Raw genomic sequence first — 24,295 nt, forward strand, 5'->3', positions numbered from 1 at the left:
GGCAATCGATGCGGACGGAATAGGAAAGCGGTTTGGAACAGAGCAGACGCATCAGATTTCGTGAGGACGAGCGCAGCCTTTTGTTGCGCTTGCTGCTTCAGGTCGCAAGCGCGCGCGAGCCCGAGATCGCCGCCGTTCTGAGCGGACGCAGGTCGCTTGTCTCCCTCGCCGCCGAGCAGCGCATCCCGGCGCTTCAGGCGAGCGGCGTATGGTTCCAGTTGCTGACGATTGCCGACGAATTGCTTGCCATGCGGGCGCGTCGCGAACTCGAACAAGGCGCGGGTGTCGACGAAGTGCCCGGATCCTTCGCTAGCGTGATCGCGCAAATGGCAGCGAACGGCCACTCAGCGGCGAGAGTCCAGGCGGCGCTCGACGAGCTTTGCGTCGGCCCGACGATGACCGCGCACCCGACGGAGGCCAAACGCGTCACGGTGCTGGAGATCCACCGCCGTATCTATCGCAAGCTGACCGAGCTCGACCAGCCGCGCTGGGCGCCGCGCGAACGCGACCTGTTGGTCGCCGATCTGGAGAGCGAGATCGAGCTTCTGTGGATGACGGGCGAGCTGCGACTGGAGCGCCCGACGGTCGAACGCGAGATCGCCTGGGGCCTGCATTTCTTTCGCGAAGTCATCTTCGAGGCAACGCCGCAGCTCTATGGCAAGCTTCAAGGCGCCTTCGAGCGTCACTATCCGGGAGAGCCGGTCAGAATTCCCTCCTTCATGCGCTACGCGTCGTGGATCGGCGGCGACCGCGATGGCAATCCAAATGTGACGGCCGCAGTCACAGCCCATGCCATGGCCGAATACCGCAATGCCGCCATAGGCTGGTATCTGACGCAGATGCAGCGGCTGGTGACGGTGCTCAGCGCCAGCTCGAACGTCATTGACCTGCCGGCCAGCTTCAAGCCGGTGCTGCAAACGGCGCTTGATAAAAGCGGACAGGCGCACGTGATCGCCGCCCGCAACCCCGACGAACCGCTTCGCCAGTTCGCTTCGGCCTTGCTTGCCCGGCTGGTGGCCACGCGAGACGGCGGTGCAGCGGCGTACCTCTCGGCGGAGGCGTTTCGTGCTGATCTGAACGGGCTGACTTGCGTTCTCGAAGCGATCGGAGGGCGCGCGGTAGCCGGGCGTTTCGTCCAGCCTCTGCTTTGGCAACTCGGAAGCTTCGGCTTCCGTACAGTCTCGCTCGACATCCGGCAGAACTCCACGGTCGTCAACAGGGTGCTGGCCGAGGTTTTTGCGCTGACAAATCCCGCCGATCCGGTCGCAGTCGGCACGCCGCAATGGTCGGAGCGCATTCGCGCGGCCATCAGCCAGGGCGAGCGGCTGGAGATCGACGCAGACCGGCTCTCGCCTGAAGCAGGTGAACTGCTTTCGACATTCTCCGTCATCCGCGAGCACATCTCGAGCTCGGATGCCGACGCTGTCGGCTCTTTCGTTCTCAGCATGACCCGCTCGGCCGACGATCTGCTCGCGGTCTATCTGCTGGCGCAATATTGCGGACTTTCAACCGCGCCCGGTGGCGGCGGCACAATCAGGCTGCGGATCGTGCCATTGTTCGAGACCATCGCCGATTTACAGGCAGCCCCTGGCATCCTGAATGGATTGCTCGGCGTTTCGCTCGTGAGGCGGACGGTGCGGGATTTCGGCGCGCGCCAGGAAATCATGCTTGGCTATTCGGATTCCAACAAGGACGGCGGTTTCCTGGCCTCCAATTGGGAACTGGCAAAAGCGCAAAAGCGCCTCGCCGCCGTCGGGCGCAAGCACAACGTCAGGATCAGTTTCTTTCACGGTCGCGGCGGTTCCGTCAGCCGTGGCGGCGCGCCGACCGGCCGGGCGATCGCGGCACAGCCGCAAGGCACTGTCGCCAGAACCATGCGGGTGACGGAGCAGGGCGAGGTCGTATCGTCGAAATTCGCCAATCGCGGCACCGGCCTCCACCAGCTCGAGGTTCTCGCGGCCGGCGTGCTGGCCCACAGTGTCGGATCACCCGGTGATGTCGAGCCGAAGGAAACGCCGGAGTTCGACGAAGCGCTGGAAGCGCTGGCAGGCATGTCGCAGGCATCCTATGCCAGGCTGATGGCCGAGCCCGGCTTCCTCGATTATTTCAACCAGGCGAGCCCGGTCGCGGAACTGGCGCTCCTGAAGATGGGCTCAAGGCCGGATCGCCGTTTCGGCGCCAGTGGCATTGCCGACCTGCGCGCCATTCCATGGGTGTTCGCCTGGAGCCAGAACCGTCATCTGTTGACCGGCTGGTATGGTATCGGCAGCGCACTCAGCTCCTTCGTCGCGGTGCGCGGCGAGGCCGGGCGCGAACTTCTGGCCCGCATGTTCGAGCACTCGCGCTTCTTCCGCCTGATCGTCGACGAGGCCGAGAAGACACTTTACCAGTCCGACATGGAGATCGCGCGGCTCTACGCCGGCCTGGTGGCCGACAGCGATGCGGCCCGACGAATCTACGCCCGCATCGTCGCCGAATACGAGTTGACGCGACGCCTGATTGGTGACCTCACGGGAGGCGATCTTTCCGCGCGCTTTCCAATGTTCAAGCGACGTTTCGACAATCTGCGGCGACAGATGGACGACATTCACCGGCTGCAGGTCGATCTGCTGCGTGAAGTTCGGGCAAATACCGGCACGGCGGATCAAAAGCGGGCGACTGACGCCCTGCTCGTATCGATCAATTGCATCTCGGCTGGTCTTGGGTGGACGGGATAGGCCCGGTTTTCGCCGAGCTACCGACGTCACCTCGCGTCATCGTCCGAGGCTGATCGTCCACGGCGCGGACGAAGAAGGCGGCGTGATCCCCGCGCCTCCGTCGTCAGCTTTTAGACAGCAGGCGGCCTGAACTCCTGTGCTCTGGGTCCTCACATGCGCCCGCGCGCGCCCTCCGGGTCATAGGGAGAGTCGGCGATCACCTTTGCCGGACGGCGCTCGCCGAGGATTGAAACCTCGAGCGCCGTGCCTGGCGTCCCGAGCTCCAGCGGCAGCAGCGCCAGCGCTATGTCGTGACCAAACGTATAGGAGTAACCCGCCGACGTGACGCGACCGACCAGCTTGCCATCGCGATAGACGCCCTCATAGGCAAAGGCGCTCGCCCCGTCTGTATCGATGGACAGCGTGACGATCCGGCGTGCCGTGCCCTGCTTTTGCTTCGCGGCCAGGGATGCGCGGCCAATGAAGTCTCCCTTGTCGAGCCTCACGAAGCGGTCGAGACCGCTCTCCCAGGCCGACAGTTCGAGGTTCATGTCGCGGTACATGGCGCGGAAAGACTTGTCGAGACGCAGCGATTCCAGCGCCTGCAGCCCGACCAGCCTGAGCCCGTGCGCCTCACCTGATGCCAGAAGCGCATCCAGCAAGTGCCGCTGATAGCAGAGCGGATGATAAAGTTCCCAGCCGAGCTCGCCCGAATAGTTGACGCGCATCAGCCGCACGTCGCTGGCCAGGCCGACGGTCGCCGACTGCACGCTGAACCAGGGGAAAGCCTCGTTCGACAGATCGATCTCGGTCAGCGGCTGCAGCACCTCGCGCGCCCTGGGCCCGACCACGGTGAAGCTGCCGCGATCGTTGGTGACGTTGCGCAGTTGCACACTGCCGTCCTTCGGCAGCATCCGGTTGAGGTCGTCGTAGTTCCAACGCTCGGCGCGCGGCGTCGAGACGAGGTAGAACAGGTCGCTCTGCAGCCGCGCCATCACATATTCGGCCTGCACGCCGCCGGCCGGCGTCAGGTGATGGGCGAGCGCGATGCGGCCGGGGCGCGGCAAGCGATTGGCGAGGATCCCGTCGAGCCAGCGCTCGGCGCCCGGGCCGCTGACTTCGAATTTCGTCATCGGCGTCATTTCGACCAGGCCGACGGCTTGCCGGACGGCCTGAACCTCCTCGCCGACATAGTTGCCCTTGGTGGTCCAGCGCCAGCTGTACGAGTTGCGGGCCTCGACGCCCGAGGGCGCGAACCAGCTTGGCATTTCCCAGCCGTTCAGCACATCCCACACCGCGCCGAGCTGGCTCAGGCGGTCGTAGGACGGAGCCGTTTTCTGCGGTCGTGCCGCCGGCATGTCCTGGCCCGGATAATGCTGTGCCGCGTGGGTGCCCCAGGCTTCCCTCACCTTCTCCCGGGTCCAGCTCTTGTTGGCATAGTCGCCGAAGCGCCGCGGATCCAGTTCGGCCGTGTCGATGCTGTTGCCGCCTTCGACAATCCGCTCGGAAAGATAGTGGCCGATCGCTCCGCCCCACAGGATGCCACCCGGTACACCTTCGGCGAGCCAGACATTCTGAAGTCCCCAGGCCGGCCCCATCAGCGGCAGCTCATCGGCCGTCATCTGGAAAGGCCCGCGCACATTCCTTTTTATGCCGGCGCGCCCGAGCGCCGGCACCAGCTCCGTTGCCCGCTCCCAGTTCCAGGAAACGGCGTCGAAATCCTCATCGAGCAGGTCGGCACCGAACCATTCCGGCACGCCGTTCTCGGCAAACAGCTTGAGCTGTTCGGTGCGCTCGTAGGGGCCGAACATCAGCCCGTCCCCCTCTTCGCGCAGATAGCCCTCGTAACCCTCGTCCCTGAGGATCGGCATTTCCGGAAGGCCCTGTCGCTTGCGTTCCACCACCTCGGGCACCGCGTCGGTGATCCAGTACTGATGCACGATCGGGATTGCGGGAATGTCGAGACCCAGCATGGCGCCGGTCTGGCGCGCATAATTGCCCGTGGCAAGGATGACGTGCTCGCAGACGATGTCGCCGCGGGAGGTTTTGACCTTCCAGTCGCCGGCCGGCATCCGCTCGAAACCCGTCACTTCGGTCCCGAGATGGATCTTTGCGCCGAGATCGCGCGCCCCCTTGGCCATGGCCTGGGTCACGTCCGCGGGCGCGATGTGGCCGTCATCGGGATGGTAGAGAGCACCCAGCATGCCGCTGTTGTTGAGGAGCGGCCAGATCTCGTGCGCCTCGGCCGGCGATACGATCCGCGCCCGCACGCCCTGGACTTCCGCGACGTCCATGTAGCTGCGGTATTCATCGAGCCGGTCGCGCGTGTTGGCAATGCGCAGCTGGCCGCATTTGTGCCAACCCACCTTCTGGCCGGTCTCGACCTCGAGGCCCTCATAGATCTCGATGGATTTGGCGATCATGCGGCCGACGTTGAGGCTGCGCGCATAGGAGGGTATGAGCCCCGCCGCATGCCATGTCGAACCGGCGGTGAGCTGCGTTCGCTCGAGCAACGCGACATCGCTCCAGCCGCGCTTCGCCAAGCCGTAAAGAATGCCTGCGCCGACACAGCCGCCCCCGACGACCACGGCACGAACGTCAGTCAACATACGCGATGCCCCTGGATGGAATTGTCATGCGCCATATAGGCAAGCGCGACACTGCCAGTCACGCATTTTGCGGCGCCGGCGCTTCGAAGGGCAGTTTGATACGCCATTGCGCGCTGGCGCGGATTATCGCCGAGGCAAGCCGAGGTCAAATCGGAGAGTTTTGGTGCGGTCGAGAAGACTCGAACTTCCACGGGTTGCCCCACAGCGACCTCAACGCTGCGCGTCTACCAATTCCGCCACGACCGCACGTGGTAGGAGCCGGAACGAACCGGCTCGGGGCCTGTAGCAAATCGTTTCCGGCGAAACAAGTGCGCGGCGCGGAATAATCGCCGCGGATCGGCGCAACGCTCCACGGCTGCGGAAAATGCAGGCAACTGGACGTTTGTGCCGATTGCCGCCATATGAGGGGCTGATGCATTTTGCTCCCAAGCGCTGAGCAGTTTTGGGGGCACGGGCAGGCACGGACAAACATCTGGAGTGCAGCTTCAACCAGGCACGCTTCAGACGAGATAGACCATGACAGAACGCAGCCAGATCGCCACGTCGTTCCTGCCTTTGCCCGGCTCCGCGCCGGTCGAATGGCGCGTCGAACCTGGCCTGACCGGCTATCCCGACGCGCTCGCTTTCATGGAGGCGCGCGCCGAGGCGATCCGCAGTGGTGCTGCCGGCGAGATGGTCTGGCTGGTCGAGCATCCGCCGCTCTACACGGCCGGCACCAGCGCCCGCATCGAGGACCTGATCGAGCCCGGCCGCTTTCCGGTCTTTGCCGCCGGGCGCGGCGGCGAATACACCTATCATGGCCCGGGCCAGCGGGTCGCTTATGTGATGCTCGACCTCAAGCGCCGGCGAGAGGATGTCCGCGCCTTCGTCGCGGCGCTCGAGCAATGGATCATCGGCACGCTCGCCGCTTTCAATGTGCGCGGCGAACGGCGCGAGGATCGCGTCGGCGTCTGGGTGGTGCGGCCGGATCGCCCGCCGCTTGCCGATGGGTCGCCAGCCGAGGACAAGATCGCCGCCATCGGCATCAGGCTGCGGCGCTGGGTGAGCTTTCACGGCATCGCCATCAATGTCGAGCCGGAACTCGGCCACTTCAGCGGCATCGTGCCCTGCGGTGTTTCGGATCACGGCGTCACCAGCCTGGTCGACCTCGGCCTTCCCATAGCGATGGCCGATCTCGACCTGGCGCTGAAATCCGCCTTCGAGGAGGTGTTCGGCCCGGCCACGACCTTGGGCGTCGAGGCGGCCCGCAAGGCCGGTTGAAGTCTTCCCTGGGATCGCGGCTCAGGCCAGCAGCGCGGACGCCCACAGGACGCCATAGCCGTGGATGGCGAACACCGCCAGCAGTGCCGCGGCCATGGCGAAACGGTCGACGGTGCGGATCGGCTTCAGTTCGTGGCGCGGCTTCACCGCACTGCCCATGGTCAGCAGGCTGAGCGCGGAAAAGACGGCGCCGGCCGCCAGCAGGAAACCGGACGAGAAGCCGGCCCGCCAGCCGAGCGCCAGCAAGGCCGAGAGCAGGAAGAACGATGCCAGCGCCAACACCAGCGGACCGGGGCAGATCTGGCGCAGCACCTGACCGCCGTCGAATTTCCACACCGGCACCAGATTGGCGATGTTGAAGAGTGCCGAGCAGCCGGCAAGCGTGGCCAGCAGCGCCGCGGCGAGATAATGCCCCTCGCCCCTGGCAAAGCCGCTGGCGGCCATCAGCACCGGCACCAGGAAGGCCGAAAACCCGGCGCCCATCAGCGCCACGAAGGCGACTTCGAACCGGCTGTCATAGGGCCTGCCGCCAATGGCGATGCCGCCGAGCAGCGGGATGAAGATCATCCGCGCCCTGCGATGCCCCATCAGGCGGAATGCCGCCATGTGGCCGAGCTCGTGCAGGGCAACCACGGAGGTCAGGATCGATGCCAGCGCCAGGCCGCCGAGGTTGAGACCGAAGAACGGCCACAGGATGAAAGCCGAAAGGATGGCAAAGCCGACCTGGCTCAGCGGATGCTCGAACCAGCCGCCTTTGCGATACTGTCCGGTCCTGGCCCAGACCTGCAGCTTGCCGAGTTCACGCCGCATGGCGAAGTAGCGGAAGACCAGGAAGGCGACGCCGCGATAGCGGTCGGTCTGGCTGAGAACAATCCGCGTCCCTCTTTCCTCTGAAACGAGTTCCGTGGTTTCGCGATAGTCGGCCCAGAACGACGCATCGAGCGACGCGTCATCGACGACCCGCATGGAAAAGCGACTTCCTTCCGCGACATCCTCGAGCATGATTTTGCGCTCGATCGGCTGCCCGTCGCGCCCTTCCCAGGACAGCTCGATCCGGGCCGTGCCCTGCTCGTCGAGCGCCTCGGCGGAGATGATCTCGCCCGACCAGCCGGCATGCTTGCCAAGCGGCCACAGCGCCTGCCAGAGGCGGTGGCGGTCCGCCACCACCAGCCGGCTGAGCTTGACCGTGCGCAGCCCGAGCGGCACGGTCATCAGCAGAAAGATCAGTCCGAGATTGCTGGCCACCAGGATTGCCATGACGATGGGCGACACGTGACGCTACTCCCTGTCTTCGAGGAACCCTAGCGTCCGGGGCGGCAAGAAAGGCTTAACGGCAAAACCCCATTCTCGCCTGCCGGAAAAGACCGCGCCAGCACGTCGGTGAAGGACCTGGCTCCACGCTGGCGCCCCCTCTCCCCGTTCTTCACGGGGAGAGGGGGCGTCAGCGTTGGCGCACATCTTTACCCCCCTCCTCACATGGCTCCAATCCAGATCGCCATGGAAATCAGAAACGTGCTCATGCACACGAGCGACACAACATCCTGAACAAGATCGGTCATAACTCTCTCCAGTTGTTCGTATGTTCGTATTTTGTTCTATTTTTGTTCGAATGTCAACGACCGCAATCCGGCACGGGATGGAACCTCCGGCGATCAGATCGGCAGGGTTAAGGAAAGGTTGACGGGCAAGTGTGGTGGCTGTTCACCGCCGCTCCGGCCGGGGCGCGTCGAGACTCAGGTCAGGCCGGGCCGGAGTCGAAGACGCGACCAGAACGGTGGGTTCCGAGAACCTGAGCGGAGCGTACTCTTGGGTACGCGAGTACCGGAAGCGGAGGAGCCCGCCATCCGCAGGCCGGCCTCACCTGAATATCAATGCACCCTAAAGCGGGACAACCTTGCCCTCGGCCAATGTCACCCGGCGGTCCATGCGCGATGCCAGTTCGTGGTTGTGGGTGGCGATCAGCGCCGCCAGGCCCGACTGCCGGACCAGCGCTTCCAGCGCCTCGAACACGTAGGAAGCGGTCACCGGGTCGAGGTTGCCGGTCGGCTCGTCGGCCAGAAGCACCAGCGGCGCATTGGCGACGGCGCGCGCGATGGCGACGCGCTGCTGTTCGCCGCCGGAGAGTTCCGACGGGCGGTGATGCGCGCGCTTGCCGATCTGCATGTAGTCGAGCAGCTGCGCCGCCCGCTCGGCGGCTTCCTTGCGCGACAGCCCCTTGATCAGCTGCGGCATCATGATGTTCTCCAGGGCGGAAAACTCCGGCAGCAAATGATGGAACTGATAGACGAAGCCGACATCGTTGCGGCGGATCGCCGTACGCTCTTCGTCGGAAAGCCGGCCGCACGCGCGCCCGGCAAGAATCACGTCGCCGGCGTCAGGCCGCTCCAGAAGCCCGGCCGTGTGCAGCAATGTCGACTTGCCGGTGCCTGACGGCGCCACCAGCGCCACCATCTCGCCGCGCTTCAGCGAAAAATCGGCGCCATTGAGGATGGTGAGCTTGCGCGGTCCCTGGACATAGTGCCGCTCGACGCTCTTCAGCTCGATAAGGGTCTCGGCCTTCATTCGTACCTCAAGGCTTCGACCGGATCGAGCCTGGCGGCCCGCCATGCCGGAAACACCGTTGCCAGGAAGGAGAGCACGAGCGCCATGATGACGACATAGGTCGTCTCGCGCGGATCCATCTTCGCCGGCAGCTGGCTGAGGAAATAGAGCTCGGGGTTGAACAGGATCCTGCCGGTCATCCAGGAGAAGAACTGGCGGATCGATTCGATGTTCGTGCAGATGACGATGCCGAGCAACACGCCGGCGATGGTGCCCGTGACGCCGATGGCCGCCCCCGTCATCAGGAAGATGCGCAGGATGGCGCCGCGCGAAGCCCCCATGGTGCGCAGGATGGCGATGTCGTGGCCCTTGTCCTTCACCAGCATGATCAGGCCCGAAATGATGTTGAGCGCTGCCACCAGCACGATCAGCGTCAGGATCATGAACATCACGTTGCGCTCGACCTGGAGCGCCGAGAAGAACGTCTCGTTGCGCTGGCGCCAGTCGACGATGTCGATCGGCCGCTGCGCCGCCTGCTCGACCAGCGGCTTCAGCGCATCGACATCGTCGGGATTGTCGACATAGATCTCGATCGTCTGCGCCCGCCCGTCCATGTTGAAATAAAGCTGGGCTTCCAAAAACGGCATGTAGACGATGGAGCTGTCATATTCCGACATGCCGACTTCGAAGATCGCGGTGATCTTGTAGCCCTTCATGCGCGGCGTGGTGCCGAGCGGCGTCACGTCGCCATCGGGGGAAATCAGCGTGATGGTGTCGCCGAGCACAAGGCCAAGGTTTTCGGCCATGCGCTTGCCGATGGCGACACCCTCGCCGGCGTCGAAGTCGGCGATGGAGCCCTGCTTGATGTTGTTGGCCACGATGGCGATCTTGCCGAGGTCGTCACCGCGTATGCCGCGCACCAGCGCCCCGGTGCCGCCGCCGACATTGCCTTGCGCCAGCACCTGGCCGTCGATCAGCGGAATGGCGTATTTGACGCCGGGCGCGCCGTTGATGCGGCCGGCGACCTGCGCATAGTCCTCAAGCGGTGAGTCCAGCGGCTGCACGATCAGATGGCCGTTGACGCCGAGAATGCGCGTCAACAGTTCGGCTCTGAATCCGTTCATCACGGCCATGACGACGATCAGCGTCGCGACGCCCAGCATGATGCCGAGGAAAGAGATCGAGGCGATGACCGAGATCACCGTTTCCTTGCGCCGCGAGCGCAGATAGCGCCACGCCACCATGCGCTCGAAGCCCGAAAAGGCGCCGGCGGCCGGAGACTTCGCTGCTGCGGTTTCGCTCATGCGACAGCACCGAGGCGTTTCTTCGCCTCCGCCATCGGCAGCGTCTCGCGCTCGCCGGTCCTGCGGTTCTTGATCTCGACCTCGCCGGCGGCCACGCCGCGCGGCCCGACGATCACCTGCCACGGCAGGCCGATCAGGTCGGCGGTGGCGAACTTGCCGCCCGGGCGCTGGTCGGTATCGTCGTAGAGCACGTCCTTGCCGGCAGCGCTGAGCGCGGCATAGAGCTCGCCGCTGACGCGGTCGCAGTCGGCGTCGCCGACCTTCATGTTGATCAGGCCGATATCGAACGGGGCCACCGCTTCCGGCCAGATGATGCCGTTGTCGTCGTGGCTGGCTTCGATGATCGCCGCGACCAGCCGCGAGGGTCCGATGCCGTAGGAACCGCTGGAGGCGAAATGATCCTTGCCGTCGGGCCCGGTCACCTTGGCGCCCATGGGCTTCGAATATTTGTCGCCGAAATGGAAGATGTGGCCGACCTCGATGCCGCGCGCCGAGAGCCTGTCGCCGTCGCCGACCTTCTCCCAGGCCGCCTCGTCATGCATCTCGTCGGTGGCGGCGTAGGGCGTCGTCCATGTCTTGACGATGTCGGCGATCTCGACGTCGTTCGAAAAGTCGGTGTTCGCGCCCGGCACATCCAGCGAAAGATAGTCGCGATGGCAGTAGACCTGGCTCTCGCCGGTATCGGCCAGGATGATGAATTCATGGCTGAGATCGCCGCCGATCGGGCCGGTGTCGGCGCGCATCGGAATCGCCTGCAGGCCCATGCGGGTGAAGGTCCTGAGATAGGATACGAACATCCTGTTATAGGCCGCCTTGGCGCCCTCATAGTTGAGGTCGAAGGAATAGGCGTCCTTCATCAGGAATTCGCGCGAACGCATGACGCCGAAGCGCGGCCGCACCTCGTCGCGGAACTTCCACTGTATGTGGTAGAGGTTGAGCGGCAGGTCCTTGTAGGATTTCACATAGGCGCGAAAAATCTCGGTGACCATCTCCTCATTGGTCGGGCCGTAGAGCATGTCGCGCTCCTGCCGGTCCTTGATGCGCAGCATCTCCTTGCCGTAGTCGTCATAGCGGCCGCTTTCGCGCCACAGATCGGCCGACTGGATGGTCGGCATCAGGATTTCCAGCGCCCCTGCCCGATCCTGTTCCTCGCGGATGATCCGGCAAACCTTGTCCAGCACCCGCTTGCCGAGCGGCAGCCAGGAAAAGCTGCCTTGCCCCTGCTGGCGGATCATGCCGGCGCGCAGCATCAGCCGGTGCGAGACGATCTCGGCCTCGCGCGGATTTTCTTTGAGAATAGGCAGGAAATAGCGCGACAAACGCATGGACTGGTCCGTGAGAGAGGATGGCCGCGCCGGAATCGGCGCAACGCAGGCTGCTTGCCCCGGCTTCATAGCTATTTCATGACGGAATGGAAACCCGACCTGCCGCCTCGGCCCGCGATCGGGAATCGATTTTTGCCGCACTGGCTTCCGGTTCGGAAAGCGCGATACGGAGATGCAAAGCGCTGGAGCGTCCGTGGCGCGGCCAAAGGATGCGCGGCTGCTGCAATGCTGAGCCGGCTGCGTTGATCGATTTACAAGCAAAGCATGCCATTCTATTGTGCAGTGCAGCACGAGATTGCCTGTTTCCGGGCAAAATTCTACGTGACATTTTCATCCGGCTTAGGCTAGTGTGCCCCGATAACCGAGAGGGCAGAGAAAAATCTGCTCTCCTACGCGGTCAAAGTCTTGGGAGGATGCGATCTAGGCGCGGTTACTCGCTGCCGCCGGACACCGGAAACAGATCGGACGCGTTTAAATTGCAAGGCCTCGTGCCTTGCATTTTTTTTGTGCAAACATCTGCTTAGCGCAAACAGCTCTCAAATTGCATGACGTTACGTCAATGCGCCGGCTCACAATCCCGGGCCGGTTGCCTTGACCGGGGGCGATGCCCAACCCGCCAGTCACGAAACTGTCGTCCAGGGGCCTATTGCGACGGCGCCTGCGCGGCTTCCGGGATGATGTGCGGAACTTCGTCGAGGCTGAGCCCCAGCCCTCTTGTAAGGCCGTAGAAAATGCCCATCAGCACCGCGGTGGCGATCGTCGTTCTGATCACGGCGCGCAGCATATGCGGCCCGCGCGGCGCGCTTGAAACCGTCCCCAGCGTCACATCATGGTCGTCGTCCTGCGTCTTCACGCTGAACGGCAGTACGGCGAACAGCACCACCCACCAGGTGGCGAAGAACAAAGCGGTGAATGAAACCCAGCTCATGCTTGCTCCAGTTCGACCAGCGTGCCGAAAAAATCCTTGGGATGCAGGAACAGCACCGGTTTGCCATGCGCGCCGGTCCTGGGGTTGCCGTCGCCAAGCACGCGCGCGCCGCTGGCCTGCAAACTGTCGCGCGCCGCCAGGATGTCGTCCACCTCATAGCACACATGATGCATGCCACCCGACGGGTTCTTGGCCAGGAATGCCGCGATCGGCGAACCTGCGCCCAGCGGCTCCAGCAACTCGATCTTGGTGTTGCCGACATCAACGAACACCACCGTCACGCCATGCTCCGGCAGCGCCTGCGGCGAACTCACGTGAGCGCCGAGCGTATCGCGATAGGCCGCCGTCGCCGCGGCCAGGTCCGGCACGGCAAGCGCGACATGGTTCAGGCGTCCGAGCATGTCCGGGCTTTCCCCTCTGGGCTCAACGGCTGGCGTCATACGTCAAATCAACGAACATCAACAGCCTTTCACGAGGTGCGCACTGTCGCACCTTGCTTCGGGGAGACCCTCGAACGGGCAAAAATACAAAATCGCGACCCAGGCTATTCCAATCGGCAATTGCGAAGGTACAAACGGCAATGTTCGATGCTCAGCCTGCTCGCGCACGCGTTTTCACCTTCGGCCTTGGATCCTTCAAAATCGCTGCTTTGCTCGATGCCGTCGATGTTCGCGACAACCTCGCGTCGGCTTTTGCACCTGGACAATCGCCAACTACGGTGCAGGAACTCGCGGCCTCGAACTTTATCGACCGCGACCGATATGAGCACTGCTTCATCCCGACGTTGATCGACACCGGTTCCGAAAAGGTCCTGTTTGACACGGGATGCGGAGACGAGGGCAGTTCACTCCTGGAATGTTTGCAGGACCTTGGGCTCGGGCCGAACGATATCGATGTTGTGATTATCACGCACGGGCACCCGGATCACATCGGAGGGCTCGTGAAGGACGGCCAACTCGTTTTTGGACGGGCACGCTATGTCTTCGGTGCGGCGGAATTCGCCTTCTGGACCGAGGGCAATGCGGTCCGCGAGGCCAGATTGAGCAACCGTGATTTGTTCAGGCGGGTTTGTGCCCACCTTGCCGACCAGGCAACATTCATAGCGCCCGGAGACGAGGTTCTGCCGGGCATCACCGCAATCGACGCGGCCGGTCATTCCCCCGGACTGCTGGCATTTCTCGTCGAAAGCGACGGGCAGAAATTGCTAATTTGGTCAGACGCTTTCCTGCACTATGTCGTGTCGATCCAGCATCCGGAGTGGCACGCTGATTTCGACGATCACAAAGACCAAGCCGTCGAGACCCGCAAGCGTCTGCTTAAGATGGCCGCGGAGCACCGTCTGCTGATCGCGGGCCATCACATGCCATTTCCAGGCCTGGGTCACATCGAATCGGCGAACGGCTCTTTTCGCTGGCTTCCCGTCAGCTATCAGCTGAACGTGTAGCGATTGGTTTCGTCACGCTCTATCGCGTGACGAACACCGTCACCAACGGCTTCTTGCCCCAGGCTTCGTTGGCGGCACCGCGCACGGCGCGGCGCACCGCCTCCTGCACGAGGTCGAGGTCCTTTCGGCGCTGGCGGGGGATGGAGTCCACCGCGCCGACTGCCGCATCGAGCATCAGGTCTTCCAGCGTTTCGCCACTGGCATCAGCCTCGGCGACGCCGATGGCGACCAGGTCGGGATCGCCGGCCAGCTCGTATTTATCGTCGAGCACGACATTGACCGCGACATGGCCGGCGAAGGACAGCTTGCGCCGGTCGCGGATGCCCATCGCCTGGTCGGTGCCGATCAGGCGGCCGTCCTTGTAGATGCGGCCGAAAGGCACCTGGTCGATGATGGTGGCAGCACCGGGATAGAGCCTCAGCATGTCGCCGTCGCGCACCTGCGCCACCTGGCCGATGCCGGACATCGACATCAGCGACCCCTGCGCCACCAGATGCGCCGCCTCGCCATGCACGGGAACGCCGATCTGCGGCCGCACCCATTCATACATCTTGCGCAATTCGCTGCGGCGCGGATGCCCCGAGACATGCACCAGCGCGTCGCCGTCCTCGATGATCTTCATGCCGAGGTCGATGAGGCGGTTCTTGATCTCGAGGATCGCCTTCTCGTTGCCTGGAATGGTGCGCGAGGAAAACACCACCGTGTCGCCAGCCGTCAGCGACACCGACTTCATCTCGTCGCGCGACAGCTTGGCGAGTGCGGCCAGCGGCTCGCCCTGGCTGCCGGTGCAGATGATGACCAGGTTCTCGCGCGGGATGAAGCCGTAATCCTCCTCGGCGATGAACTCCGGCAGCCCGTCCATGTAGCCGAGTTCGCCGGCGACATCGATGACGCGCTTCAGCGAGCGGCCGAGCACCAGGCACTGGCGCCCGGCATCGCGCGCCGCCTTGGCGATGGAGACGATGCGCCCGACATTGGAGGAGAAGGTGGTGACGGCGACGCGGCCCTTGGCGCTTTGGATGACACCCTTGAGGCCCTCGCCCACCGCCACTTCCGACGGCGACTCCCCTTCCCTCAGCGCATTGGTGGAATCGCAGATCAGCGCCAGCACGCCCTTGTCGCCATAGGCGCGAAAGCGCGCCTCGTCGGTCTTCGGCCCGATGGTCGGCTCCGGATCGATCTTCCAGTCGCCGGTGTGGATGACGGTGCCGGCCGGCGAGGTGATTGCCAGCGACATCGGTTCGGGGATGGAGTGTGCGACCGGAATGGCCTCGATCTCGAACGGACCGACGGTGAATGTCTCGCCCGCCCGGTAGATCGTCAGCGGAATCTTGGGCGCGCCCTGCTCACCTTGCCGCTTGGCTTCCAGCAGCCCGGCGCTGAACGGCGTCATCCAGACCGGAGCCTTCAGCTTCGGCCACAGGTCGAGCAGCGCGCCGTAGTGGTCTTCATGCGCGTGGGTGATGACGATGCCGCGCAGGGCGTCGAGGTTCTCCTCGATGAAGCGCGTATCGGGCAGGATCAGGTCGACGCCCGGATGCGCGGCGTCGGGGAAGGTGACGCCGACATCGACGACGATCCACTCGCGCGCATTGGCCGGCCCGTAGCCGTAGAGGGCGAAGTTCATGCCGATCTCGCCAACGCCGCCAAGCGGCACGAAGACGAGTTCGGCGTTTTCCGCTTTCGCCATGATCTTCCCTTCCTGGCCGGTCAAACCGCTGCCGACGCAACGGCACCGAAATGCACGTCGCCGGCGGCGATCGTCACAACAGTCCCCTCATCGTCGCGGATCACGAAACGGCAGTCCTCGTCAATGGTCTCGAACGTCCCGCGCACCACATTACCGTCAATTCTGACAGCAACCTGGCTGCCCAAACCCGCCGCGCGCGCCAGCCAGCGCTGCCGGATCGCCGACAATCCGCGCCCCTCGCTCCACAGCCGGGCGTTCTCGCTCCAGGCATCCGACAGCGCCAGGAACAAGGTCTCGGCGTCGCATGTCGCCCCCAATGTTCTGAGCGATGTCGCGGGATAAGGCAAATCCTCGGGGTATGCCACCACATTGACGCCGATGCCGACCGCCACCGCGAAGCGGCCGCCGTCGAGGATCGCCGATTCCAGCAGGATGCCGGCAAGCTTGGCGCCGGAAGCGAGCACGTCGTTCGGCCATTTCAGCTCGAAGCGGTTCTTCCCCTGGCTTGCGCCATCGAGGCCGATGGAGATCCTGCCTTGCGGCACGACGGCGTCGAGCGCATCGGCCAGCGCCAGTCCGGCAACGAAGCCGAGCGTCGCGGCAAGCCGAAGCTCACCGCCGGTGACGATGAGCAGCGTCGCCGCCAGATTGCCTTCCGGCGTTGCCCAGACGCGGCCGCGCCGACCGCGCCCGCTGTCCTGTTTCTTGGAGACGACCCAGAGCTTTCCCGGATCACCCGCCCGCGCATGGGCGAGCGCCAGCGCATTGGTCGAGCCGACCGTGTCATGAGCCTCGAGCCGGAACCCTTCCGACGCTGCCGTTGGAGCCAGCCGAAATGCCATCCCGTCAGAAGAATGTCTTGGCGGCGTCTTCGGCATAGGTGCCGATCGGCCCGCCGATCAGCACATAGAACAGCACGAAGGCGCCGGAGACGCCGAGCACGAGGCGCAGTTCGCTGGCCATCGGCACGAAGCCGCCGACCGGCTCGTCGAACCACATGATCTTGATGATGCGCAGGTAGTAGTAGGCGCCCACCACCGAGGCCAGCACGCCGATGATCGCCAGCGCATAGAGGTTGGCGTTGATGGCGGCGAGGAAGACGTACCACTTCCCCCAGAAGCCGGCGAGCGGCGGGATGCCGGCCAGCGAGAACATCAGGATGGTGAGGATCGTCGCCATGACCGGGTTGGTCGACGACAGGCCGGCGAGGTCGCCGATCTGCTCGACATTGCCTTCCTTGCGCCGCATGGCGAGGATGAAGGCGAAGGTGCCGAGCGTCATCACCAGATAGATCAGCATATAGATGGCGACGCCGCGCACGCCGGCCTGGCTGTTGGCGGCAAGGCCGACCAGCGCGTAGCCCATATGGCCGATCGAGGAATAGGCCATCAGCCGCTTGATGTTGGTCTGGCCGATGGCGGCGAAAGCGCCGAGCGCCATCGAGGCGATCGCGATGAAGACGATGATCTGCTGCCAGTCCGACGCGATCGGCTTGAAGGCGCCCATGGTGACGCGCACGATCAGCGCCATCGCCGCCATCTTCGGCGCCGCCGCCAGGAAGGCCGTCACCGGGGTCGGCGCGCCCTCATAGACGTCGGGCGTCCACATGTGGAACGGCACGGCCGAAATCTTGAAGGCAAGGCCGGCCAGCACGAAAACCAGGCCGAAGACGAGGCCAAGCTGGCGCTCGCCGCTGCCGAGTGCGGTGGCGATCTCCTGGAAGCCGGTGTTGCCGGTGTAGCCGTAGACGAGGCTGATGCCATAGAGCAGCATGCCCGACGACAGCGCGCCGAGGACAAAATACTTCAGGCCGGCCTCGGTCGAGCGCAGATTGTCGCGATTGATCGCCGCCAGCACGTAGATCGCCAGCGATTGCAGTTCGAGGCCGAGATAGAGCCCGATCATGCCGTTGGCCGAGATCATCAGCATCATGCCGAGCGTGCAGAGCAGGATCAGCACCGGATATTCGAATTTGTCGAAATGCTCTTGCTTGGCGAAGCGCATCGACATGACCAGCGTCACCGCCGAACCGATCAGCGACAGCATCTTCATGAAGCGCGCGAACGGATCCTGGACGAAGGCGCTGCCATAGGCGGTGCCCTGCCCGCTGGACGAGACGAGCCATAGTCCAGCAATCACCAGGATGGCAACGGCAAGGCCGGTCACCGTATTGGTGCTGTCGGAGCGCGAATAGGCGCCCACCATCAAGAGCGCCAACGCGCCGATGGCGAGGATCAGCTCCGGTGTCGAGAGCGAAAGGCTGGAGTAAAGGTCCGGCGTCATGGTTCGCAAAACCCCTGGTCAGTTCGCCGCCGCGGTCTGCGCGGAGCCGATGGATGCGGTGACATTGGTGACGAGCGCCTTGACCGATTCGGCCGTCGCGTCGAAGACGGGTGCGGGATAGACGCCGAAGAAGATGACCAGCACGACCAGCGGGTAGATGATCGCCTTCTCGCGTGGCGAAAGATCCAGCAGGCCCTTCAGGCTTTCCTTGGTCAGCGCGCCGAAGATCACCCGGCGATAGAGCCAGAGCGCGTAGGCGGCCGACAGGACGACGCCGGTGGCGGCGAAGAACGCCACCCAGGTGTTGACCCGGAACACACCGAGCATGGTCAGGAATTCACCGACGAAGCCGCTGGTGCCGGGCAGGCCGACATTGGCCATGGTGAAGACCATGAACACGGTGGCGTATTTCGGCATGTTGTTGACCAGCCCGCCATAGGCGTCGATGTCGCGCGTGTGCATGCGGTCGTAGATGACGCCGACGCACAGGAACAGCGCGCCGGAGACGAGGCCGTGGCTGAGCATCTGGAAGATCGCGCCCTGCACGCCTTCCTGGTTCATGGCGAAGATGCCCATGGTGACGAAGCCCATATGGGCGACCGACGAATAGGCGATCAGCTTCTTCATGTCCTCCTGCATCAGCGCCACCAGCGAGGTGTAGATGATGGCCACGACCGACAGCGTGAACACCAGCGGTGCGAACATTTCGGACGCCAGCGGGAACATCGGCAGCGAGAAGCGCAGGAAGCCGTACCCGCCCATCTTCAGCAGGATGGCGGCCAGGATGACCGAGCCTGCCGTCGGCGCCTCGACATGCGCGTCGGGCAGCCATGTGTGCACCGGCCACATCGGCATCTTCACCGCGAAGGAAGCGAAAAAGGCGAGCCATAGCCAGGTCTGCATGCTGGCTGGGAATTGGTGCGTCAGCAGCGTCGGGATGTCGGTGGTGCCGGACTGGAAGAACATCGCCATGATGGCGAGCAGCATCAGCACCGAGCCGGCCAGCGTATAGAGGAAGAACTTGAACGAGGCATAGACACGCCGCTTGCCGCCCCACACGCCGATGATGATGAACATCGGGATCAGGCCGGCCTCGAAGAAGACATAGAACAGCACGATGTCGAGCGCGCAGAATACGCCGATCATCAGCGTCTCGAGCAGCAGGAAGGCGATCATGTAGGCCTTGACCCGCTTCTCGATCGATTCCCACGAAGCCAGGATGCAGAGCGGCATCAGGAACGTTGTCAGGATGACGAACAGCATCGAGATGCCGTCGACGCCCAGATGGTAGGAGATGCCGGAATCCAGCCAGGCGAACTTCTCGACGAACTGGAAGCCGGCCTGCGAATTGTCGAAGCCGGTCCAGATGAACAGCGAGACGATGAAGGTGATGCTCGTCGTCCACAGCGCGATGGCGCGGATGTTGCGGCGTGCATTCTCGCTATCGTCGTTGATGAACAGGATGAGCAGCACACCCACCAGCGGCAGGAAGGTGACCAGCGAGAGGATTGGCACGGCGGTCATCAGAGCATCATCCAGGTGACGAGTGCGGCAACGCCGATCAGCATGGCGAAGGCATAGTGATAGAGGTAGCCGGTCTGCAGCTTGACGACGCGGTTGGTGACGTCGACGACGCGCGCCGAAACACCGTCAGGCCCGAGACCGTCGATGATCGTGCCGTCGCCGGTCTTCCACAGGAACCTGCCGAGGGCCTTTGCCGGCCGCACGAACAGGACGTCGTAGAGCTCGTCGAAATACCACTTGTTGAGCAGGAAAGCGTAGAGCAGGCGATGGTTGGCGGCGACGCTCCGGGGCAGTTCCGGCGAGCGGATATAGAACTTCCAGGCGACGCCAAAGCCGATGAGCATGGCGAAGAACGGCGCCAGTTCGACCCACAGCGGCAGTTCGTGGATATCGTGCAGGATGTGGTTGTCCGGCAGCGTGAACAGCGACGCCTTCCAGAACTCGGCATAGCCTTCGCCGATGAAGGCGCCATGGAAGATGATGCCGGCAAACAGCGCGCCCGCCGCCAAGATGAACAGCGGCACCAGCATCACCGGCGGCGATTCATGGACATGGTGCATGACCTCGTGGCTGGCGCGCGGCTCGCCATGGAAGGTCATGAAGATCAGCCGCCAGGAATAGAAGGAGGTGAAGCAGGCGGCGACGACCAGCAGCACGAAAGCGGTGCCGGCAAACATGTTGTGGCTGGCAAAGGCGCTTTCGATGATGGCGTCCTTGGAGAAGAAGCCGGCGGTGCCGATGACGGTCACCGGAATGCCGACACCGGTCAGCGCCAACGTGCCGATCACCATCATCCAGTAGGTCTTCGGAATGAGCGTCCTCAGCCCGCCCATCTTGCGCATGTCCTGCTCGTCGGAAACGGCATGGATGACCGACCCCGAGCCGAGGAACAGCAGCGCCTTGAAGAAGGCGTGCGTGAACAAATGGAAGATCGCCGCGCTATAGGCGCCAACGCCGAGCGCCACGAACATGTAGCCGAGCTGCGAACAGGTCGAATAGGCGATGACGCGCTTGATGTCGTTCTGGACGAGGCCGACCGTCGCCGCGAAGAAGGCGGTGAAGGCACCGATGAAGGTCACCACCGTCAGCGCCGTATGCGACAGCTCGAACAGCGGTGACAGCCTGGCCAGCATGAACACGCCGGCGGTCACCATCGTCGCGGCGTGGATCAGCGCCGAAACCGGCGTCGGGCCTTCCATCGCGTCCGGCAGCCAGGTGTGCAGCGGCACCTGCGCCGACTTGCCCATGGCGCCCATGAACAGCAGCAGGCAGACGACGGTCATCGCCGAGTGCTTGTCCAGCGCATAGCCGAGGAAGGTGAGCACGGCCGCGCCGTGCTCTGCGCCTTCGGCCGGAACGAATGTCGCCGCATTGGCGAAGATGGTGCCGAGATTGACCGAGCCGAACAGCACGAACACGCCGAAGATGCCAAGCGCGAAGCCGAAATCGCCGACGCGGTTGACGACGAAGGCCTTGATCGCCGCGGCATTGGCCGACGGTTTCTTGTACCAGAAGCCGATCAGCAGGTAGGACGCCAGGCCGACGCCTTCCCAGCCGAAGTACATCTGCACCAGATTGTCCGCCGTCACCAGCATCAGCATGGCGAAGGTGAACAGCGACAGATAGGCAAAGAAGCGCGGCCGGTTCGGATCGTGGTGCATGTAGCCGATCGAATAGATGTGGACCAGCGCCGACACCGTGTTGACCACGACCAGCATCACCACCGTCAGCGTGTCGATCCTGAGCGCCCATGCGGCGTCGAGCCCGCCCGACTGGATCCAGCGCAACACCGGCACGGTGAACACCTCGCCACCGCCGAAACCAACCGAGAAGAAGGCAACCCACGACAGCACCGCCGAGATCACCAGGAAACCGGAAGTGATGTATTCGGAGGCCTTGGCGCCGAGCGAATTGCCGAACAGGCCGACGATCAGGAAGCCGAGCAGCGGAAGGAAGACGATGGCCTGGTACATGGTGGTTTCCGTCAACCCTTCATCATGTTCACGTCTTCGACCGCGATCGAGCCGCGGTTGCGGAAGAAGACGACAAGAATGGCAAGACCGATGGCCGCTTCGGCGGCAGCGACTGTCAGCACGAACAGCGCGAACACCTGGCCGACGAGATCGCCGAGCGCCGCCGAGAAGGCGACGAAGTTGATGTTGACCGCGAGCAGGATCAGTTCGATCGACATCAGGATGACGATGATGTTGCGGCGGTTGAGGAAGATGCCGAACACGCCGAGCGTGAACAGGATCGCCGATACGGTGAGGTAATGTGCGATGCCGACGACCATCTCAGATGCCCTCGCCCGATTTGACCTTGCGGATTTCCATGCCCGTTGCCGGCGTTCGGCCGACCTGGGCCGCGATCGATTGCCGCTTGACGCCCGGCTTGTGGCGCAGCGTCAGAACGATGGCGCCGATCATGGCGACCAGGAGCACGAGGCCGGCAATCTGGAAGTAGTAAAGGTAGTCCGTATAGAGGATGTCGCCGAGCGCTGCCGTGTTCGAGCGCGTGGCGAGGTCCGGAATGGGTTTTGCGACCGTCGCCGCCAGTTGCGGCGCGAATGAGTAGCCGCCGAGCACGACGATCAGTTCCGCCGCCAGGATCAGCCCGACCAGCGCGCCGATCGGCGCATATTGCAGCGCGCCTTCCTTCATCTCGGCGAAATCGACGTCGAGCATCATGACGACGAACAGGAACAGCACCATGACGGCGCCGACATAGACGACGAGCAGGATCATCGCCAGGAACTCGGCCCCGGTCAGCATGAACAGGCCGGCGGCGTTGAAGAAGGTCAGGATCAGGAACAGCACCGAATGCACGGGGTTGCGCGACGAAATGACCATGAACGCCGATGCCACGGCGACAAAGGCGAAGATGTAGAAAAAGGCCGCCTCTAGTCCACTCAGCATGGGTTCCCCCCGGGTTCCTGTCCGAAACAGGACGTTCGTCCTGTTCGTTCTCTCTGGCTTCGTTCCGCCTCCGGTGCCGAAGCCGCGTGTTCCTAGCGCATGTTCCGATCGGGTTGAAAGACCCGATCGAAAGAAACATGCGCCACTCTTTCATTCCGGAGGATGATCTTGTCCGAAAAGTCTGCAACTTTTCGGGATCATCCTCTGGACGAGGCCCCTCGCCCCGTCCATGCGTCAAATGTCAGCGGTAGGGCGAGTCCAGCGCGATGTTGCGCGCCAGTTCGCGCTCCCAGCGGTCGCCATTCGCCAGCAGCCTGTCCTTGTCGTAATAGAGCTCCTCGCGCGTCTCCGTCGCGAACTCGAAATTCGGCCCCTCGACGATGGCGTCGACCGGGCAGGCTTCCTGGCAGAAGCCGCAATAGATGCACTTCACCATGTCGATGTCGTAGCGCACGGTGCGCCGCGTGCCGTCATTGCGGCGCGGGCCGGCCTCGATGGTGATGGCCTGCGCCGGGCAGATCGCCTCGCACAGCTTGCAGGCGATGCAGCGTTCCTCGCCGTTCGGATAACGGCGCAGCGCATGCTCGCCGCGGAAGCGCGGGCTGATCGGCCCCTTCTCGTGCGGATAGTTGATCGTCTCCTTCGGCGCGAAGAACTGGCGCATCGACAGGAAGAAGGCGCTGACGAATTCCTGCAGCAGCAGCGATTTTGCGGCCTGGGAAAGAGCGGACATCACGCAAACCCCGTGATCTTGAGGAAGGCAGCGACGATCACCACCATCGCCAGCGAGATCGGCAGGAACACCTTCCAGCCGAGCCGCATCAGTTGGTCGTAGCGGTAGCGCGGCACGAACGCCTTCACCATCGAGAACATGAAGAACATCAGGCAGACCTTGAGCACGAACCAGATCAGCCCCGGCACCCAGGTGAACGGCGCGAAGTCGAAGGGCGGCAGCCAACCGCCGAGGAACAGGATCGTGGCTAAAGCGCACATCAAGACGACGGCGACATACTCGCCGAGGAAGAACAGCAGGAACGGCGTCGACGAATATTCGACCATGTGGCCGGCGACCAGTTCCGATTCCGCTTCGACGAGGTCGAAAGGTGGACGGTTCGTCTCGGCCAGCGCCGAGATGAAAAAGACCACGAACATCGGAAACAGCGACAGCCAATGCCAGTCGAGGAAGGTGTTGGGCAGGCCAACCCGCGTGCCCAGCCCATCCTGCTGCGACAGCACGATGTCCGACAGATTGAGTGAGCCGACGCAAAGCAGCACGGTGACGATGACGAAGCCGATCGAGACTTCGTAGGACACCATCTGCGCTGCCGAGCGCAGCGCGCCGAGGAACGGATATTTCGAATTGGACGCCCAGCCGCCCATGATCACGCCATAGACCTCGAGCGAGGAGATGGCGAAGACGTAGAGGATGCCGACATTGACGTTGGCGATCGCCCAGCCCTGGTTGACCGGAATGACGGCCCAGGCCGAGATCGCCAGCACCGCCGATACCAAAGGTGCCAGCAGGAACACGCCCTTGTTGGCGCCGGACGGGATCACCGGTTCCTTGAAGACGAACTTCAACAGGTCGGCGAAAGCCTGCAGCGTGCCCCAGGGGCCGACGACGTTCGGGCCGCGGCGCAACTGCACCGCCGCCCAGATCTTGCGGTCGGCATAAAGCAGATAGGCGACCGCGATCAGCAGCACGACGATCAGCACGACCGACTTCAGAAGGATGATCAGCGCCGGCAGTACATAGATGGAGAAGAACGTGTCCAT

The 24,295-nt window shown here is 63.7% G+C and carries 19 protein-coding genes and 1 tRNA gene; 3 read left to right on the plus strand and 17 right to left on the minus strand.

The genetic code is table 11. The features are described 5' to 3' along the window. Positions 1-32 precede the first annotated feature (32 nt). Positions 33-2,717: a phosphoenolpyruvate carboxylase gene (locus ACSQ3Z_RS16120; RefSeq protein ID WP_436172322.1), complete on the plus strand. Its 2,685-nt coding sequence runs from the start codon at positions 33-35 to the stop codon at positions 2,715-2,717. Positions 2,718-2,866: 149 nt separating this feature from the next. Here ACSQ3Z_RS16120 and ACSQ3Z_RS16125 read toward each other — a convergent pair whose 3' ends face one another. Next, positions 2,867-5,305: a GcvT family protein gene (locus ACSQ3Z_RS16125; protein WP_436172323.1), complete on the minus strand. Its 2,439-nt coding sequence runs from the start codon at positions 5,303-5,305 to the stop codon at positions 2,867-2,869. Between the two features lie 161 nt (positions 5,306-5,466). Beyond that, a tRNA-Leu gene (locus tag ACSQ3Z_RS16130) sits at positions 5,467-5,551 on the minus strand. Between the two features lie 270 nt (positions 5,552-5,821). Here ACSQ3Z_RS16130 and lipB point away from each other — a divergent pair. Continuing rightward, entirely contained in the window at positions 5,822-6,565 is a 744-nt protein-coding gene (lipB, locus tag ACSQ3Z_RS16135; RefSeq protein ID WP_436172324.1) for a lipoyl(octanoyl) transferase LipB, read from the plus strand. A gap of 21 nt (positions 6,566-6,586) precedes the next feature. On the opposite strand, the gene ACSQ3Z_RS16140 is transcribed toward lipB, so the two are convergent. The 6 genes from ACSQ3Z_RS16140 to mce all read right to left on the minus strand — a co-directional run bounded on the left by ACSQ3Z_RS16140 (position 6,587) and on the right by mce (position 13,064). Next, entirely contained in the window at positions 6,587-7,837 is a 1,251-nt protein-coding gene (locus ACSQ3Z_RS16140; RefSeq protein WP_436172325.1) for a site-2 protease family protein, read from the minus strand. 606 nt (positions 7,838-8,443) lie between these two features. Continuing rightward, positions 8,444-9,127, minus strand: coding sequence for an ABC transporter ATP-binding protein (locus ACSQ3Z_RS16145; protein ID WP_436172326.1), 684 nt, complete (start codon positions 9,125-9,127; stop codon positions 8,444-8,446). Beyond that, positions 9,124-10,410, minus strand: coding sequence for a lipoprotein-releasing ABC transporter permease subunit (locus ACSQ3Z_RS16150; protein WP_436172327.1), 1,287 nt, complete (start codon positions 10,408-10,410; stop codon positions 9,124-9,126). The genes ACSQ3Z_RS16145 and ACSQ3Z_RS16150 overlap by 4 nt, the downstream gene beginning before the upstream one ends. Next, positions 10,407-11,735 (minus strand): proline--tRNA ligase, encoded by a 1,329-nt coding sequence (gene proS, locus ACSQ3Z_RS16155; protein ID WP_436172328.1) that lies wholly within the window; start codon positions 11,733-11,735, stop codon positions 10,407-10,409. Before proS ends, ACSQ3Z_RS16150 begins: the two co-directional genes overlap by 4 nt. A gap of 643 nt (positions 11,736-12,378) precedes the next feature. Further along, positions 12,379-12,663, minus strand: coding sequence for a DUF1467 family protein (locus tag ACSQ3Z_RS16160; protein WP_436172329.1), 285 nt, complete (start codon positions 12,661-12,663; stop codon positions 12,379-12,381). Then, positions 12,660-13,064, minus strand: a complete 405-nt coding sequence (gene mce / locus ACSQ3Z_RS16165) for a methylmalonyl-CoA epimerase (protein WP_436172330.1) — start codon at positions 13,062-13,064, stop codon at positions 12,660-12,662. Before mce ends, ACSQ3Z_RS16160 begins: the two co-directional genes overlap by 4 nt. A gap of 179 nt (positions 13,065-13,243) precedes the next feature. Here mce and ACSQ3Z_RS16170 point away from each other — a divergent pair, with 179 nt between their 5' ends. Beyond that, positions 13,244-14,107: an MBL fold metallo-hydrolase gene (locus ACSQ3Z_RS16170; protein WP_436172331.1), complete on the plus strand. Its 864-nt coding sequence runs from the start codon at positions 13,244-13,246 to the stop codon at positions 14,105-14,107. Positions 14,108-14,126: 19 nt separating this feature from the next. Here the strand turns inward: ACSQ3Z_RS16170 and ACSQ3Z_RS16175 are convergent, their stop codons facing one another. The 9 genes from ACSQ3Z_RS16175 to nuoH all read right to left on the minus strand — a co-directional run bounded on the left by ACSQ3Z_RS16175 (position 14,127) and on the right by nuoH (position 24,295). Continuing rightward, a complete protein-coding gene (locus ACSQ3Z_RS16175) occupies positions 14,127-15,797 on the minus strand; it encodes a ribonuclease J (RefSeq protein WP_436172332.1) in 1,671 nt (556 codons plus the stop codon). 20 nt (positions 15,798-15,817) lie between these two features. Beyond that, positions 15,818-16,639 carry a biotin--[acetyl-CoA-carboxylase] ligase gene (locus tag ACSQ3Z_RS16180; protein ID WP_436172333.1) on the minus strand — a complete coding sequence of 274 codons (822 nt, stop codon included), beginning with the start codon at positions 16,637-16,639 and terminating at the stop codon, positions 15,818-15,820. A gap of 4 nt (positions 16,640-16,643) precedes the next feature. Then, positions 16,644-18,080 carry an NADH-quinone oxidoreductase subunit NuoN gene (gene nuoN / locus ACSQ3Z_RS16185; protein ID WP_436172334.1) on the minus strand — a complete coding sequence of 479 codons (1,437 nt, stop codon included), beginning with the start codon at positions 18,078-18,080 and terminating at the stop codon, positions 16,644-16,646. A gap of 18 nt (positions 18,081-18,098) precedes the next feature. After that, positions 18,099-19,604: an NADH-quinone oxidoreductase subunit M gene (locus ACSQ3Z_RS16190; RefSeq protein ID WP_436172335.1), complete on the minus strand. Its 1,506-nt coding sequence runs from the start codon at positions 19,602-19,604 to the stop codon at positions 18,099-18,101. Then, complete coding sequence (gene nuoL / locus ACSQ3Z_RS16195) at positions 19,604-21,577, minus strand: NADH-quinone oxidoreductase subunit L (protein WP_436172336.1); 1,974 nt, start codon at positions 21,575-21,577, stop codon at positions 19,604-19,606. Before nuoL ends, ACSQ3Z_RS16190 begins: the two co-directional genes overlap by 1 nt. Positions 21,578-21,588: 11 nt before the next feature. Further along, a complete protein-coding gene (gene nuoK, locus ACSQ3Z_RS16200) occupies positions 21,589-21,897 on the minus strand; it encodes an NADH-quinone oxidoreductase subunit NuoK (protein WP_023798863.1) in 309 nt (102 codons plus the stop codon). A gap of 1 nt (position 21,898) precedes the next feature. After that, positions 21,899-22,519 carry an NADH-quinone oxidoreductase subunit J gene (locus ACSQ3Z_RS16205; RefSeq protein WP_436172337.1) on the minus strand — a complete coding sequence of 207 codons (621 nt, stop codon included), beginning with the start codon at positions 22,517-22,519 and terminating at the stop codon, positions 21,899-21,901. A 241-nt stretch (positions 22,520-22,760) separates the two neighbouring features. Continuing rightward, complete coding sequence (gene nuoI, locus ACSQ3Z_RS16210; RefSeq protein WP_436172338.1) at positions 22,761-23,252, minus strand: NADH-quinone oxidoreductase subunit NuoI; 492 nt, start codon at positions 23,250-23,252, stop codon at positions 22,761-22,763. Further along, positions 23,252-24,295, minus strand: coding sequence for an NADH-quinone oxidoreductase subunit NuoH (gene nuoH, locus ACSQ3Z_RS16215; RefSeq protein ID WP_404275708.1), 1,044 nt, complete (start codon positions 24,293-24,295; stop codon positions 23,252-23,254). Before nuoH ends, nuoI begins: the two co-directional genes overlap by 1 nt.

Source organism: Mesorhizobium sp. LjNodule214 (genome assembly GCF_964252735.1).
GTDB lineage: Bacteria > Pseudomonadota > Alphaproteobacteria > Rhizobiales > Rhizobiaceae > Mesorhizobium.